Below are 14139 nucleotides of genomic sequence, written 5' to 3'. Positions count from 1 at the left end.
ACGACGTCACCCGGACGGGGTGATCACTCGTACTCCCCGGGGAGTACAGCGCCCCTTCAGGGGCGCGGGGCTGTATCAATCCGCAAGCCCCACCCCAAGCGCGAGCCGTCGTACCGCATGCCGGAAAAACGGCCCCCGGTCCTCCACCACACGCCGGAACTGACCGAAGAGCTCAAAGCTGACCAGCCCATACAGCTCGGCCCAGGCGCCCACAAGGGCCACAGCCACCGCGGGCGGAAGGTCCCCGGCAAAGTCCGCGACCATACGCTCAGCCTCGGGGTGAAGATCCGCCGGGAGCGGAGGTTCGGTCAAGGTGCCGGCCTCGTGGGCATCCCGCGCGATCCCGATCAGCAGCAGAGCGACCCGCGCGGCAGACGGAACAGTCGTCTCGGGAGCGACGTACCCGGGGACCGGTGAACCGTAGATCAACGCGTACTCGTGCGGATGCGCGAGTGCCCAGCCACGTACCGCCTCGCACACAGTGATCCAGCGCCGCACCGGACCCGCGTCCACGACACCGGAGTGCGCCACTTCCGCGGTCTCCCCGACGGAGTCGTACGCGTCGATGATGAGAGCGGTCAGCAGATCGTCACGGCTCGGGAAGTACCGGTACAGGGCGGAGGAGACCATGCCCAGCTCACGCGCCACGGCGCGCAGCGAGAGCTTCGAGGCCCCTTCCGCGGCGAGCTGTCTGCGCGCCTCGTCCTTGATGGCCGCGGTGACCTCGATCCGGGCTCGGGCGCGGGCGCCTTGTGTGGTGCTCATACGAGCCAGTGTGGCACGGAATCAGAGCAGCGCACACAAACAAGAGCAGCGAACAAAAAAGAGAGCACCGCTCTTGCATTGGAGCGCCGAGCCGATGCAGACTGTTCCCCAGAGCGAGAGCAGTGCTCACAAAAGCGAGCACCATTCTCCCCATCCGCCTTCTTCGCCCAGGGAGTCATCATGAGCACGCACGTCCAGAAGCCCGGCTGGTTCACCGTGAACGTCATGAACCGCGCCGTCGCCTGGTTCACCCGCCGCGGTCTCAGCGTCTGGGGTTCACGGGTGCTGGCGGTCCGCGGCCGTAAGAGCGGCGAGTGGCGGACCACGCCGGTGAACCTGCTGACGGTGGACGGACAGCAGTACCTCGTCGCCCCGCGCGGCCACGTCCAGTGGACGCACAACATGCGGGCGGCGGGCGGCGGCGAGCTGCGGCTCGGCAAGAAGGTGGACGCGTTCACCGCGACCGAGGTCACCGGCGACGACAAGGTGCCGCTGCTGCGCGCCTACCTCAAGCGGTGGAAGGCCGAGGTCGGGGTGTTCTTCGGAGGAGTCGGCCCGGACTCCTCCGACGACGAGCTGCGCCGGATCGCCCCCGACCACCCGGTGTTCAACGTCACGGTCAGGAGCTGACCTCGCCCTCCACGGGCTCCGTCGGCTCCGCGCGCTCCACCGGCTCCGCGTTCCTGCGGTCGATCGCGGTCAGCGCGCGCTGTGCCATCGGATGGCTGCGCACGAGCTCGCCCAGCGTCGTCGAGCCCCTGGTGATGTCCATGAAGGCCTTCCAGGCCGGCCGGAATCCGGTGAGCGCGGCGTGGAACAGACCGGGGCGCTTCTCGAAGATCGCCAGCATGCTCTTGCCGACACTCATCTCGACGCCGAGCCCCGCCTTGATCGCGAACGCGTAGTTCAGCGCCTGGCGGCGAGTGTCCACGGCGTCGTGCGCCTCGGCGATCCGGACCGCCCACTCCCCCGCGAGCCGTCCCGACCGCAGCGCGAACGAGATGCCCTCACGGGTCCACGGCTCAAGGAGTCCCGCCGCGTCGCCGCACACGAGCACCCGCCCGCGTGACAGCGGCGAGTCGTCCGCCCGGCAGCGGGTCAAGTGCCCTGAGGAGATGCTCGGTTCGAAGCCGGCGAGGCCGAGCCGGGCGATGAAGTCCTCCAAGTACCGCTTCGTGGCGGCGCCTTCACCGCGCGCGGAGATCACCCCGACCGTGAGCGTGTCGCCCTTGGGGAAGACCCAGCCGTAACTCCCGGGCATGGGGCCCCAGTCGATGAGCACCCGGCCCTTCCAGTCCTCGGCGACCGTCTCCGGCACCGGGATCTCCGCCTCCAGGCCCAGGTCCACCTGGTCGGTCTTGACCCCGACGTGCGCCCCTATGCGGCTGGCGCTGCCGTCGGCGCCGACGACGGCCCGCGCGAGCACCGTCTCGCCGCCCTGGAGGACGACCGCGACCGTACGCCGGTCCGGGACCGCGGAGCCGTGCTGCTCGACTCGTGTCACTGTGACACCCGTCCGCAGCTCGGCGCCCGCCTTCTGCGCGTGCTCGACGAGCTGCTGGTCGAACTCGGGCCGGTTGATCAGCCCGAACAGCATCTGCCGGGACCGGCGGGTGCGCGTGAACCGCCCGTTGTTCGAGAAGGTTATGGCGTGCACCCGGTCCTTCAACGGCAGTTCGAAGCCGGGCGGGAGGGAGTCGCGAGAGGGTCCGATGATGCCGCCGCCGCATGTCTTGTAGCGGGGCAGCTCGGCTTTCTCCAGCAACAGCACGCGCCGTCCCGCGACCGCCGCCGCATAGGCGGCCGAGGCCCCCGCGGGTCCCGCGCCCACCACGACGACGTCCCACACCCGCTGTTCGTCGTCCGCCGAAGAGTTCTCGCTGCTCACGATGGTCTACTGCTCCCGATCAAGCCGCTGCCGCACCTGTCCCCCGCATCCTACGGCGGACATCGCCACAGACCGCTGTGGGAGGATCGACGGCATCATTCGTACAACGTCGCACCCACGAGGAGCGTGCCCATGTCGTCGCATCCGGTCGCCGAGACCGTCGCCTCGCTGATGCCCACGGCGAGGACGGAGCTCACCGAGCTGGTGGCCTTCCGATCGGTGGCGGACTTCGACCAGTTCCCGAAGAGCGAGAGCGAGGGCGCCGCGAACTGGGTCGCCGACGCGCTGCGCACCGAGGGTTTCCAGGACGTGGCCCTGCTCGACACCCCGGACGGCACCCAGTCCGTCTACGGCTTCCTGCCCGGCCCCGAGGGCGCCAAGACCGTGCTCCTGTACGCCCACTACGACGTGCAGCCGCCGCTGGACGAGGCCGGCTGGACGAGCCCGCCGTTCGAACTGACCGAGCGCGACGGCCGTTGGTACGGGCGCGGTGCCGCCGACTGCAAGGGCGGCGTGATCATGCACCTGCTCGCGCTGCGCGCCCTGAAGGCCAACGGCGGTGTCCCGGTACACGTGAAGGTGATCGCCGAGGGCTCTGAGGAGCAGGGCACCGGCGGGCTTGAGCGGTACGCGGAAGCACACCCCGGCCTCCTCGCCGCCGACACGATCGTGATCGGCGACACAGGCAACTTCCGGGTCGGTCTGCCCACGGTCACCTCGACCCTGCGCGGCATGACCATGGTGCGCGTGCAGGTCGACACCCTCGAAGGCAACCTGCACTCGGGCCAGTTCGGCGGCGCGGCGCCCGACGCGCTGGCCGCGCTGATCCGCGTCCTGGACTCGCTGCGCGGCAAGGACGGCTCGACGACGGTCGACGGACTCGCGGCCCACGCGACCTGGGAGGGGCTGGCCTACGACGAGGAGCAGTTCCGCGAGGACGCGAAGGTGCTGGACGGCGTCGAGTTGATCGGTTCCGACGCGGTCGCCGACCGCATCTGGGCGCGTCCGGCGGTCACGGTCCTCGGCATCGACTGCCCGCCGGTCGTCGGCGCCACCCCGTCCGTGCAGGCCGGTGCCCGCGCGCTGGTCAGCCTCCGCGTCCCGCCGGGCGTCGACGCGGCCGAGGCGACCAAGCTGCTCCAGGCCCACCTGGAGGCCCACACCCCGTGGGGCGCCCGCGTCCGCACCGAACAGATCGGCCAGGGCCAGCCGTTCAGCGCCGACACGACCAGCCCGGCGTACACGGCGATGGCCGACGCGATGGCGGTCGCCTACCCCGGCCAGGAAATGCAGTACGCCGGCCAGGGCGGATCCATCCCGCTGTGCAACACCCTCGCGGCCCTCTACCCCGAGGCGGAGATCCTCCTCATCGGCCTCAGCGAGCCGGAGGCCCAGATCCACGCGCTCAACGAGAGCGTGTCCCCTGAGGAGTTGGAGCGGCTGTCGGTCGCGGAGGCGCTGTTCCTCCAGAACTACGCGGGCAACTGAGCGCGTCCATGCGGTTCGTCTTCACCGGCCGGGTGATCGAGTGGCGCGGGCCCTCGCCGTACTACTTCGTCCCCGTGCCGGCCGAGGAGTCGGCGGACATCCGCGAGGTCGCCGCGATGGCCTCGTACGGCTGGGGTGTGATCCCGGTCGAGGCCACGATCGGCGAAGTGGTGTTCGCCACGTCGCTCTTCCCCAAGGACGGCGGCTACCTGCTGCCGCTCAAGAACGCCGTGCGCGAGCCGCAGGGTCTCGCGGCGGACGACGAGGTGACCGTGGCGATGACCGTCCGGCTCCAACTCGGTGCCGGCTGACGGAGGATGGGGCAATGGCTCCCACCTCACGCCTCGTCGCCCACAGTGACATCGCCACGTCCCTCGCCCTCCTCTCCGACCACGAACTCGCCGAACTGGTCGAGGCCGGTACGCCGTTGGGGTCCGGTATCGGGGGCCGCTCGGCGCTGATCGAGGTGGACGGCAGAAGGGTGTTCGTGAAGCGGATGCCGCTGACGGATGTGGAGCGGCGGCCGGAGAACGTTCGGTCGACGGCCAACGTGTTCGGGGCACCCGCCTACTGCCACTACGGCATCGGCGCGGTCCCCAACCCCGGTTTCGGCGTCTGGCGCGACCTGGCCGTGCACGAGATGACGACCAACTGGGTTCTCTCCGGCCGCTTTTCGGGCTTTCCGCTGCTGCACCACTGGCGTGTGCTGCCCGACCCGGAGCAGTCGCTGCCCGAGGAACTCACCGACGTGGAGCGGAACGTGGCCTACTGGGGCGGCGGGCGTGAGCACATCGAGGCCCTGCGCACGGCGTCCGCGAGCCTGACGCTGTTCATGGAACACCAGCCGCACACCCTCCACGACTGGCTCTCCGCCCAGCTACGCACCGACGACGCCGACACCGCCTGCGCCCTCGTGGAGCAGGGCCTCGAAGCCGTCACCGGCTCCCTCCGGGAGCAGCAACTCCTGCACTTCGACGTCCACTTCAGGAACATCCTGACCGACGGACAGCAGCTCTACCTCGCCGACTACGGCCTCGCGCTCTCCCCGCGCTTCCGACTCGCGGCCGACGAACGCGACTTCTACGACCGCCACCGGCACTACGACCACGCCTACGCCTTCTCCTACCTGGTGCACTGGCTCGTCGTGGACCTCTACGGCTACGGCAGGGACGAGCGCGAGGACTTCATCCGTGCGTGCGCCGACGGCAAACGGCCCGAGGGCATCCCCGGGGCCGCCGCCGGGCTCATCTCCCGGTACGCCCAACTCGGCGCGACGGTGGGCGACTTCAACCGCCGACTGGAGCAGGGGAGCAGGCTGACCCCGTACCCGTCCGCCGAGGAACTCGGGCTCGACTACAACAACTCGACGCTCTCGGCGTAGTGACAGGCGACCGGATTCCCCCCACCCCGGTCCACCAGCGCCGGTATCTCCTCGACGCACGACGTCCGTTCGCTGTCGGTGAGTTGGTTCGCGAACTTGGGGCAGCGGGTGCGGAAGCGGCACCCGCTGGGCGGGCGGACCGGGCTCGGGACGTCGCCCTGGATGGTGATCCGTTTCCGGGCGCGTTCCTTGCGCGGGTCGGGCAGCGGGATGGCGGAGACCAGGGCCTGGGTGTACGGGTGCGCCGGGCGGGCGAACAGCTGCCGGGCCGGGGCGATCTCGACCAGCCGCCCCAGGTACATGACGGCCACCCGCCCGGCCACGTGACGCATCACCGACAGGTCGTGGGCCACGAACAGGAACGACAGGCTGAGTTCGCTCTGCAGGTCCATCAGCAGGTTGAGGACACCCGCCTGGATCGACACGTCGAGCGCCGACACCGGCTCGTCGAGGATGATCACCTTTGGGTGCAGGGCCAACGCCCGTGCGATACCTATGCGTTGGCGCTGTCCGCCGGAGAACTCGTGGGCGAAACGGTTGCCGTGCTCGGGGTTGAGTCCGACCAGGCGCAGGAGTTCGCTCACCTCACCAGCCGCCCCGGCGCCGTACCGGCCGTGGATGCGCAGAGGCTCGGCGACGATCTCGTGGACGGTCATCCGCGGGTCGAGGGAGGCGTACGGGTCCTGGAAGACGATCTGCAACTCCCGCCGCAGCGGCCGCATCTGACGTCTGCTCAGCTCGGTGAGTTCGTGCTCCCCGTAGCGGACCTGACCCGAGGTGGCGCGTTCCAGGCCGAGGACCGTCCGGGAGATCGTCGTCTTGCCCGAGCCCGACTCCCCCACCAGGCCCAGGGTTTCGTTCTCGTGCAGGTCGAAGGAGACCCCGCACACCGCGTGCACGTCGCCGACGCGGCGGCGGATGACGCCCTTGGACATCACCGGGAAGTGCTTGACCAAGTCCCTTACCTGGAGGACCGGTTCACCGGTGCCGCCGTGGCCGGGCAGCGGCGGCAGGGGGGTGGCGGCCTGCGCGGGCGCGGTCATACGGCGTCCTCCTCGGGGTTCGTGGTGGCGGCCGCGTCGGCGAAGCGGGCCAGGGCCTCGGTGTCCGCGCCGACGGCGTCGAAGACCTGGCCGGCACCGATGTCGACGAGTTCGTCGGCGAAGTGGCAGGCGCTGTGGTGGAGATCGCCGCCGGCCCTGCGCAGGGCGGGTTCGTCGGTGTCGCACACGTCGCGGCGCATGGGGCAGCGCGGTGAGAAGGGGCAGCCGGGCGGCAGGTTGAGCAGGCTCGGCGGTGATCCGCTGATGGGGGTGAGCCGTTCCTCCTCGCGGTCGAGGCGGGGCAGGGAGCCGAGCAGGCCCAGGGTGTAGGGCATGCGCGGGGTGTAGAAGATATCCTCGACGGAGCCGGTCTCCACGATCCGGCCCGCGTACATGACCGCGACCCGGTCGGTGTGGCCGGCCACCACACCGAGGTCGTGGGTGATGAGGACGAGCGCCGCGCCGGTCTCGGCGCGGGCGGTCTCCAGGGCTTCGAGGATCTGCGCCTGCACGGTGACGTCGAGGGCGGTGGTCGGCTCGTCGGCGATGATCACGTCCGGGTCGTTGGCCATCGCGATGGCGATGACGACGCGCTGGCGCATGCCTCCCGACATCTCGTGCGGGTAGTTGTCGACGCGCCGCTCGGGGCTGGGGATGCCGACCGTGCCGAGCAGTTCCACGGCCCGTTTGCGGGCGTCCTTGTGCTTCATCCCGGGGTTGTGGCGGAGCAGGGTCTCGCTGATCTGATAGCCCACGTTGTAGACGGGGTTGAGCGAGGTCATCGGGTCCTGGAAGATCATCGCGATGCCGCTGCCGCGCAGGTCGGACAGGCGCGCGTCGGACAGCCCGAGCAGCTCCGTGCCCTCGAAGCGGACCGAGCCGCGCACCCGGGCACCGGTCGGCAGCAGCCCCATCACGGCGAGGGCGGTGACCGATTTCCCGGACCCGGACTCGCCGACGATGCCCAGCGACTCGCCCCGGTCGAGCCGGTAACCGACGCCGCGTACGGCCCGCACCAGTCCGTCCTCGGTGGCGAACTCCACGCTGAGGTGCTCGACTTCGAGCACGGCGGACGTCACGGGGACCTCGTGTACTCCATGACTCGTGGTCGTCACTGTCGCACCCTTTGCTGCCGGGGGTCGAAGGCGTCGCGCAGTCCGTCGCCGATGAAGTTGATGGTCAGCGCGATGGCGATGATGAACGCGCCGGGGATGTAGAAGAGCCAGGGCCGGGTGTCGACCGCCGTCTGCGCCTGGGAGACCAGCAACCCCAGTGAGGTGTCCGGGGGTTGGACGCCGAAGCCCAGGAAGGAGAGCGCGGTCTCGGTGAGGATGCCGGTCGCCACCAGGATCGTCGCGTTGACGATGATCGGGCCGAGGGCGTTCGGCAGCAGATGCCGGAAGATGATCCGCGTGTCCGAGGCGCCGAGCGCCCGCGCCGCCTCGATGAACTCCTTCTCGCGCAGCGACAGCACCGAGGAGCGCACGACCCGGGCCACGTACGCCCAGGTGAGTCCGGCGATCACGATGGCGATCCAGTACCAGGAGCCGCCGGTGCGGGAGGAGATGACCAGCGCGATCGCGAACAGGGGCAGCGTCAGCACCAGGTCGGCGATGCGCATCATGACCGCGTCGACGATGCCCCGGTAGAAGCCGGCGACGGCTCCCCAGATCGCGCCGAGCAGCGTCGAGCCGAGCGCGATCATGATGGCGATCTTGAGCGAGGTCTGGGTGCCGCGCATGACCTGCGCGTAGCCGTCGTACCCCGAGGAGTCGGTGCCGAACGGGTGCTTCAGGGAAGGGGGTTTGGAGTTGTCGTCGGTGTACTTCTCGTACGAGTAGTGCCACAGGTGCGGGCCGATGAAGGCCCACAGCAGGATCAGCACGAACACGACCAGGCTGACCATCGCGGCCCGGTGGCGCACGAAGCGGCGCAGCACCAGCTGGGTCTGGGTGCGCTGCCGTACGGTGAACTCGTGGTCCCCGCGCGGTAGTTGAGTGCCCGCGGACCCCGGTGCCTCGATGTCAGTCATAGCGGATCCTCGGGTCGAGAACGGCGTAGAGCAGATCGGCGATGAGGTTGAACCCGATGACGACGACGGCGGAGAGCAACAGCCAGGCCATGGTGCGGTAGACGTCGAGGGTGGTCGCCGCCTGGACCAGCATCTCGCCCATGCCGTGCCACTGGAAGATCGTCTCCGTGATCACCGCGCCGCCCAGGATGATCGCGATGTCGAGCGCGGTGACGGTGGCGAGCGGAATGAGGGCGGTGCGCAGCGCGTGCCGTGTCATCACCCTGCCGCGCCTGAGGCCCTTGGCGCGGGCCAGCCGTACGTAGTCGCTGTTGAGGACCTCCAGCATGGAGGCGCGGGTGTAGCGGGTCCAGGACGCGAAGGAGACCAGGGCGAGGGTGATGGTGGGCAGGATGAGGTGGCCCACGTGGTCGGTGAACTGGTTCCAGGTGGTGTCGACTTCGAGGTACGGCGACTTCTCGCCGATGGTGCCGAGGAACTGGCTGCCGGTCTGCTGGTTGAACCAGATCCCGGCCTGCTTGAGCAGGACCGCGAACCAGAACACGGGCATGGCGAGGAACAGGAAGCCGAAGAAGGTGATGGTGTAGTCGGCGGCGGAGTACTGGCGGATGGCACTGAACACGCCGAACACGACGGCCAGGATCAGCGCGAGGATCATCGCGGCGGCGACCAGGGTGATGGTCACCTTGAACCGGGTGAACAGGTCGTGCCCGATGTTCAGGTTGGCCTGCACGGAGGGGCCGAAGTCGCCGTGCAGGACGCCGGTGATCCAGTTCCAATAGCGTTCCATCACCGGCTCGTTGGCGTGGATGTGCCGGGCGAAGGCGGCCACCGCCGCTTTGCTGGGCGCGGGTTGTCGTGAGGTGGCGAAGTTCGCCACCGGGTCGCCGGAGTTGATGACGACCAGGAACACGATGAACGTCGAGATGACGAGGACGGGGATCGAGACGAGGATGCGGCGCACGGTGTAGGCGAGCATGCGGTCTTCTCTCGGAGGCCGGCGGATCGGAGATGCCGTCCGTGCCGGGCCCGGCCCCCGGTGTCGCGGGGCCGGGCTCGACGGGCGTGCCGGTGGAGCTGTCAGCCGTAGGACTACTTCTTCAGGCCCCACGTGCCGGTGTTGTAGGCCGGGCCCACGTTCGACGAGTTGTTCCGCATGTTGACGAACCGCGTCTGCACGGCGAGGAACGTCGGCTTCTGGTAGAGCGGCAGGACGTAGGCGTCGTTCACCATGAGCTGGTCGGCCTGGTTGAGGAGCGCCGCGGCCTTCGTCGCGTCGGTCTCACCGATGGCCTGGGAGATCAGGGAGTCGACCGTCTTGTTGCTGTACCCGCCGTAGTTGCCGCCACCGCCGGTGAACCAGTTCTGCTGGGCACCACTGCTCGGGAACGGCGGTGCGACCCAGGCGAAGACGATGATGTCGTACTGGTGCCCGGCGAGGACCGTGCCGAGGTCGGCGGCACCGATCGGCTTGATGGTGATCTTGATGCCGAGGCTCGCCAGGTGGCTCTGCAGGATCTGGCACTCGCTCTGCCGGATCTGGTTGCCGGTGGTGTAGCGGCAGTTGAAGGGGCCGACGGCCTTGCCGTCCGGAGTCTTCAACGCCGTACCCACACCGGTGAACTTGGCGTCCGTGAGGTACTTCTTCGCCTTGGTCAGATCACCGGATCCCTGACCGGTGCCGGAGACCACGTCCTTGTAACCGGCCTGCCCGGGAACGAAGTTGTGGTTGCCGAGCGGCTTCACGGCCGGGTCGAACTGGCCGACCGTCTTGGCGATGATGTCCTTGGTGTTGATCGCCGTGAACATCGCCTGCCGCAGCGCCAGGTACTTGCCGATCACCGGGTCGTGCAGGTTCAGGTCGAAGTGCTCCCAGGTCAGCCCGTTGCCGATGGTGTAGGTGACGCCGGGGATGTCCTTGACCTGGTTGACCAGGTCCACCTCGGGCTGCGGGTAGATGCCCTGAACCTCGTTGTTCTTCAAGGCTGTCGGCTCTTGGGTCGCGTCCGAGATGACCTTGAAGATCAGCCGCTGGAGGGTCGCCTTCTTCGCGCCGGTCCACTTGGGATCGGGCACGTAGGTGGCGTGGTCGTTGTCGACCCACTGCTGCATCTTGTAGGCGCCCGCGGTGGGGTACTTGGTGGGCGGCGTCTTCAGGAAGTACTGCCAGGCCTGCGCCATCTGCGTGGCCGTCATGGCGGCGGCGTCACCGGCCTTGGCCCCGGAGAGCTTCTCGGCGGTGTGGGCCGGATAGAGCGGATAGCCCGCGCCGAACAGGGACTTCCAGTCCGAGTACGGCTTCGACATCACCATGGTGAAGGTCTTGCCGTTGTCGGACGGGGTGAGGGACTTGATGCGGTCGTAGCCGGCGGTGCTCTGCGGCAGACAGCCCTTGGTCTGCGTGGCGTCGCTGGCGGGCGGCGGCGGGCAGTCCTTGCCGTTGTTGGTGCGCCAGTAGTAGATGAAGTCGTCGGCGGTGATGGGCGTGCCGTCGTTCCACGCCGCCTTCGGGTTGATCTTGTAGACGATGGTCTGCGGGCTGGTGCTGGTCTGCGTCGCCGAGGTCACCAGGTCGGTGTTGAGGGCGACGGTGAAGTCCGGCTGGGGTATGAACACCTGCGGCAGGACGACCTCCAGGGCCTCCCCGTTCTCGAAGGTGTTGCCGTTGACGTCCTGGACGTTCCACTGCTGGATGTTCTTCTCCAGCACATAGGTGAACGTTCCGCCGGACTTGGTGGTGGCCGAGTTGCAGGTGTTGGCCTTGCCCACGGTGTTGCAGGAGGTGAGCCCGGCCGAGCTGCCCTTGCCGGAGCCGCCGCCCCCGCCACTGCTGCTGCAGGCGGTGAGCACCAGGGTGAGCCCGGCGGCGAGTGTGAGGGCCCGGGTGAGGGCCGAGGATGGCGCGCGCATGTTCCTCTCCTTCGACCGGCGGAAGGTCCGGTCCCGTCAAGGCGGCCGGCGGCCGCGAGAGAACTGAGCTGCGCAAAGACGTTAGAGCTCCGATGTACCTTCTTCACGTTCTTGTTCATACCGGGAAGGCGACAATTCACCCTCGCTTTGTTATCGGAATGACCCGCACCCCGCAAAGTCCCCAGGTGGTGTCCCCGAAAAGGCAAAGCCACGTCCAACATCGTTGATCAGGACGCAAATTGACGGATCGTCAGCCGAGCGGTACGCCCGCCTCCAGATAGAGCGCGGCCCCGCGTTCACGCGCCCTGAGCGCCCACCGCAGCCGCTCGTAACGGACCGGCGGCAGCAGATCGGCGGCCTCCTCCTCGCTGGCGAAGCACCAGCCGCGCAGCTCCGGTCCTGGCAGGAGCAGTCGGCCGGCCTCGGCGGCGCCCAGCCGGCCGCCGTCGAAGAGGAGGCGCAGCCCGCCGTAGCCGGGTGGTGCGGGCGGTTCCCAGTCGACGACGAGCAGTCGGGGGACCTCGTCGAGCACGATGCCGGTCTCCTCGGTGACCTCGCGCATGCCGGCCCGGGCGGGTGCCTCGCCGGATTCGACGACACCGCCGGGGAACTCCCAGCCGGCCTTGTAGGTGGGGTCGACGAGGAGCACGCGGTCCTGTTCGTCGAAGAGGAGCACTCCGGCCGCGAGGGTCTCGGAGGTGGGCTCCGGGGTCTGCACGATGTCGCACACGGGCACGGCCCCGCTGCCGACGGCCCCGGCGATCCTGGCCGCCGTCTCGTACGGGGTGAGCGCGCTGGTGTCGACGAAATGGGCGTCGGCGGTGAGCCAGGAGCCGAGCGCGGCGCGGTACGACTCGATGTGGTCGTACGCCCACTGGCGTGTCCGGATCTCGCCGTCGGGGAGGTCCGGTGGGACCTCCCGGTCGGCTATTCGCTCGCGCAGGATCGTTTCCGCCGGAGCCAGGAGGACATGCCGGACCGTGACCCGGCGGGCCGCCAGACCGCCGAAGATCTCGTCGCGGTACTCCTGGCGCAGCAGGGTCATCGGGACGACGAGGGTCCCGCCCAACTCGGCGAGCATGGCCGCCGCCGTGTCGATCACGAGCCGCCGCCACATCGGCAGGTCCTGGAAGTCGCCGACCTCTGCGAGGTGCTTGGGCGGGAGCAGATACGGCAGTGCTCCGCCGATGACCTCGGGGTCGAAGAGCGTGCTGTTCGGGATCAGTTCGATCAGTTCCCGTGCGGTGGTGGTCTTGCCTGCACCGAACGCGCCGTTGATCCAGACGATCACGGACAGTTCCCCCTCTTCTATTGGCCCCCTGAGGCTTGCCCGTTCCACCCTGCCACGGAAACCAGCCGCAGTTGAGAGGGCACATACGACAGCGCCGGTGCCCCCTCCGACAGGGCACCGGCGCCGCACCTTTACTACTGGTATCAGGTGTTCTGCCCCAGGACACCCTCGTCGGCGGCGAAGCTGCCGTCGCTGACGAGGTGATCCATGGCACCCACGGTGTCCTTGACGTTGAGATCGCCGAGCACCTCGTGGTCGTGGGAGTGCGACGGGGAGATCGCGGCGACGACGAACCCGGTGGCGAGGGAGGCGATGGCCAGCATGCTGCGCTTCTTCATGCCCCGTTCAACTGACGAAGCGCGCCGGGGTCACGCCCGGACGGCCCGCCGGATGGAAACCGCGCCGTCGCGCGCCCGCCGCACCAGGTCCACGGCCGCCTCGGGCCACTGCGGATGGTCGAAGGTGAACCCTTCCGCCGACAGCCGTCCCGGGACCACCCGGCGGCTCTTCAGGAGGAGTTCGGTGTCCGAGCGCAGCGCGAAGGCGCCGAGTTCCGCCATCCACTTCGTGGCGGGCAGCCCGACGGGAACGCCCCGGGCAGCGCGCAGGACGCGCATGAAGGCGCGCTGCGGGAGCGGTCCGGGGGCGGCGAGGTTCACCGGCCCGGCGATGTCGTCCCGGTCGAGGAGGAACTCGACCACGCGGACGAAGTCCTGGTCGTGGATCCAGGAGACGTACTGGGCACCGCCCGCGACCGGCCCGCCGAGGCCGAGCCGGACCAACCCCGACAGGACGTCGAAGACACCGCCCCGGTCGGGGCTCATCACCATGGCGGCGCGCAGGGCGACCTTGCGGGTGTGCGGGGTGTCGGCCTGCTCCAGCGCGCGCTCCCAGGCCTTGGCGATCCCGAGGCTGTACGACCAGTAGTCGGGTACGTCGGGTTCGTCGCCGCCGATCACGCCGGTGGCCTCGTCGTTGGGGCCGTCGTGGCGGTGGGCGTAGATGGTGGCGGTGCTCATCTGCAGCCAGACGCGCGGCGGGCTCGCGGCGGCCGCGACGGCCTCGCCGACGACCCGGGTGGAGTGCACGCGCGAGTCCATCATGGCCTTGAGGTTGGCGGGGGTGTAGCGGCAACTGACGCTGCGGCCCGCCAGGTTGATCACGGCGTCGGCGCCGTCGATCTCCCGGGCCCAGGAGCCCAGGTTCTCCCCGTCCCACCACACCTCGCGGTCCCGCGACGGCCGCCGGGTCAGGACGACGACCTCGTGACCGGCCTCGGTCAGGGCGCGGTCCAGGATCGCGCCCACCTGTCCCGTGCCACCGGGAATGACGATCTTCACC

14 protein-coding genes are annotated in these 14139 nt (G+C 69.2%); 4 read left to right on the top strand and 10 right to left on the bottom strand.

Annotated elements, in window-relative coordinates:
- Window positions 1-75: 75 nt before the first annotated feature.
- Window positions 76-765, bottom strand: a complete 690-nt coding sequence (locus OG714_RS45520) for a TetR/AcrR family transcriptional regulator (protein WP_406130016.1) — start codon at window positions 763-765, stop codon at window positions 76-78.
- Window positions 766-945: 180 nt separating this feature from the next.
- Between OG714_RS45520 and OG714_RS45515 the strand changes: the two genes are divergently transcribed.
- Window positions 946-1395 carry a nitroreductase family deazaflavin-dependent oxidoreductase gene (locus OG714_RS45515; RefSeq protein ID WP_406130014.1) on the top strand — a complete coding sequence of 150 codons (450 nt, stop codon included), beginning with the start codon at window positions 946-948 and terminating at the stop codon, window positions 1393-1395.
- Here the strand turns inward: OG714_RS45515 and OG714_RS45510 are convergent.
- On the bottom strand, window positions 1385-2653 hold the full coding sequence (locus tag OG714_RS45510; RefSeq protein WP_406130013.1) for a geranylgeranyl reductase family protein: 1269 nt from the start codon (window positions 2651-2653) through the stop codon (window positions 1385-1387). The two genes, OG714_RS45515 and OG714_RS45510, sit on opposite strands and share 11 nt — an antisense overlap.
- 132 nt (window positions 2654-2785) lie before the next feature.
- Here OG714_RS45510 and OG714_RS45505 point away from each other — a divergent pair, with 132 nt between their 5' ends.
- The 3 genes from OG714_RS45505 to OG714_RS45495 are packed head-to-tail and all read left to right on the top strand — an operon-like array spanning window position 2786 to window position 5522.
- Window positions 2786-4141, top strand: a complete 1356-nt coding sequence (locus tag OG714_RS45505; protein WP_406130011.1) for a dipeptidase — start codon at window positions 2786-2788, stop codon at window positions 4139-4141.
- Window positions 4142-4149: 8 nt separating this feature from the next.
- Window positions 4150-4452, top strand: coding sequence for a DUF1905 domain-containing protein (locus OG714_RS45500; protein WP_406130009.1), 303 nt, complete (start codon window positions 4150-4152; stop codon window positions 4450-4452).
- A gap of 14 nt (window positions 4453-4466) precedes the next feature.
- Window positions 4467-5522 carry a protein kinase family protein gene (locus tag OG714_RS45495; protein ID WP_406130007.1) on the top strand — a complete coding sequence of 352 codons (1056 nt, stop codon included), beginning with the start codon at window positions 4467-4469 and terminating at the stop codon, window positions 5520-5522.
- Here the strand turns inward: OG714_RS45495 and OG714_RS45490 are convergent.
- The 8 genes from OG714_RS45490 to OG714_RS45455 all read right to left on the bottom strand — a co-directional run bounded on the left by OG714_RS45490 (window position 5495) and on the right by OG714_RS45455 (window position 14138).
- Entirely contained in the window at window positions 5495-6565 is a 1071-nt protein-coding gene (locus OG714_RS45490; RefSeq protein ID WP_406130006.1) for an ABC transporter ATP-binding protein, read from the bottom strand. The genes OG714_RS45495 and OG714_RS45490 overlap by 28 nt on opposite strands.
- On the bottom strand, window positions 6562-7644 hold the full coding sequence (locus OG714_RS45485) for an ABC transporter ATP-binding protein (protein ID WP_406130004.1): 1083 nt from the start codon (window positions 7642-7644) through the stop codon (window positions 6562-6564). Before OG714_RS45485 ends, OG714_RS45490 begins: the two co-directional genes overlap by 4 nt.
- 32 nt (window positions 7645-7676) lie before the next feature.
- On the bottom strand, window positions 7677-8597 hold the full coding sequence (locus OG714_RS45480; RefSeq protein WP_406130003.1) for an ABC transporter permease: 921 nt from the start codon (window positions 8595-8597) through the stop codon (window positions 7677-7679).
- A complete protein-coding gene (locus tag OG714_RS45475) occupies window positions 8590-9576 on the bottom strand; it encodes an ABC transporter permease (RefSeq protein ID WP_406130001.1) in 987 nt (328 codons plus the stop codon). Before OG714_RS45475 ends, OG714_RS45480 begins: the two co-directional genes overlap by 8 nt.
- Window positions 9577-9689: 113 nt before the next feature.
- Complete coding sequence (locus OG714_RS45470) at window positions 9690-11507, bottom strand: ABC transporter family substrate-binding protein (protein WP_406129999.1); 1818 nt, start codon at window positions 11505-11507, stop codon at window positions 9690-9692.
- A 250-nt stretch (window positions 11508-11757) separates the two neighbouring features.
- Window positions 11758-12798, bottom strand: a complete 1041-nt coding sequence (locus OG714_RS45465; protein WP_406129997.1) for an NUDIX domain-containing protein — start codon at window positions 12796-12798, stop codon at window positions 11758-11760.
- Window positions 12799-12941: 143 nt separating this feature from the next.
- Complete coding sequence (locus OG714_RS45460; RefSeq protein ID WP_406129996.1) at window positions 12942-13136, bottom strand: hypothetical protein; 195 nt, start codon at window positions 13134-13136, stop codon at window positions 12942-12944.
- Between the two features lie 30 nt (window positions 13137-13166).
- Complete coding sequence (locus OG714_RS45455; protein WP_406129994.1) at window positions 13167-14138, bottom strand: TIGR01777 family oxidoreductase; 972 nt, start codon at window positions 14136-14138, stop codon at window positions 13167-13169.
- Window position 14139: the final 1 nt, after the last annotated feature.

The sequence above is a fragment of the Streptomyces sp. NBC_00989 genome (genome assembly GCF_045162655.1).
GTDB lineage: Bacteria > Actinomycetota > Actinomycetes > Streptomycetales > Streptomycetaceae > Streptomyces.
Note: the sequence above shows the minus strand (reverse complement) of the source record. Positions and strands in the feature narration are given on the sequence as shown.

Bases quoted from the DNA above. Each gene is read 5' to 3' on its own strand.
- OG714_RS45520 (WP_406130016.1), bottom strand. From the start codon at position 765: ATGAGCACCACACAAGGCGCCCGCGCCCGAGCCCGGATCGAGGTCACC.
- OG714_RS45490 (WP_406130006.1), bottom strand. From the start codon at position 6,565: ATGACCGCGCCCGCGCAGGCCGCCACCCCCCTGCCGCCGCTGCCCGGC.
- OG714_RS45460 (WP_406129996.1), bottom strand. From the start codon at position 13,136: ATGAAGAAGCGCAGCATGCTGGCCATCGCCTCCCTCGCCACCGGGTTC.
- OG714_RS45470 (WP_406129999.1), bottom strand. From the start codon at position 11,507: ATGCGCGCGCCATCCTCGGCCCTCACCCGGGCCCTCACACTCGCCGCC.
- OG714_RS45495 (WP_406130007.1), top strand. From the start codon at position 4,467: ATGGCTCCCACCTCACGCCTCGTCGCCCACAGTGACATCGCCACGTCC.
- OG714_RS45505 (WP_406130011.1), top strand. From the start codon at position 2,786: ATGTCGTCGCATCCGGTCGCCGAGACCGTCGCCTCGCTGATGCCCACG.
- OG714_RS45515 (WP_406130014.1), top strand. From the start codon at position 946: ATGAGCACGCACGTCCAGAAGCCCGGCTGGTTCACCGTGAACGTCATG.
- OG714_RS45500 (WP_406130009.1), top strand. From the start codon at position 4,150: ATGCGGTTCGTCTTCACCGGCCGGGTGATCGAGTGGCGCGGGCCCTCG.
- OG714_RS45475 (WP_406130001.1), bottom strand. From the start codon at position 9,576: ATGCTCGCCTACACCGTGCGCCGCATCCTCGTCTCGATCCCCGTCCTC.
- OG714_RS45480 (WP_406130003.1), bottom strand. From the start codon at position 8,597: ATGACTGACATCGAGGCACCGGGGTCCGCGGGCACTCAACTACCGCGC.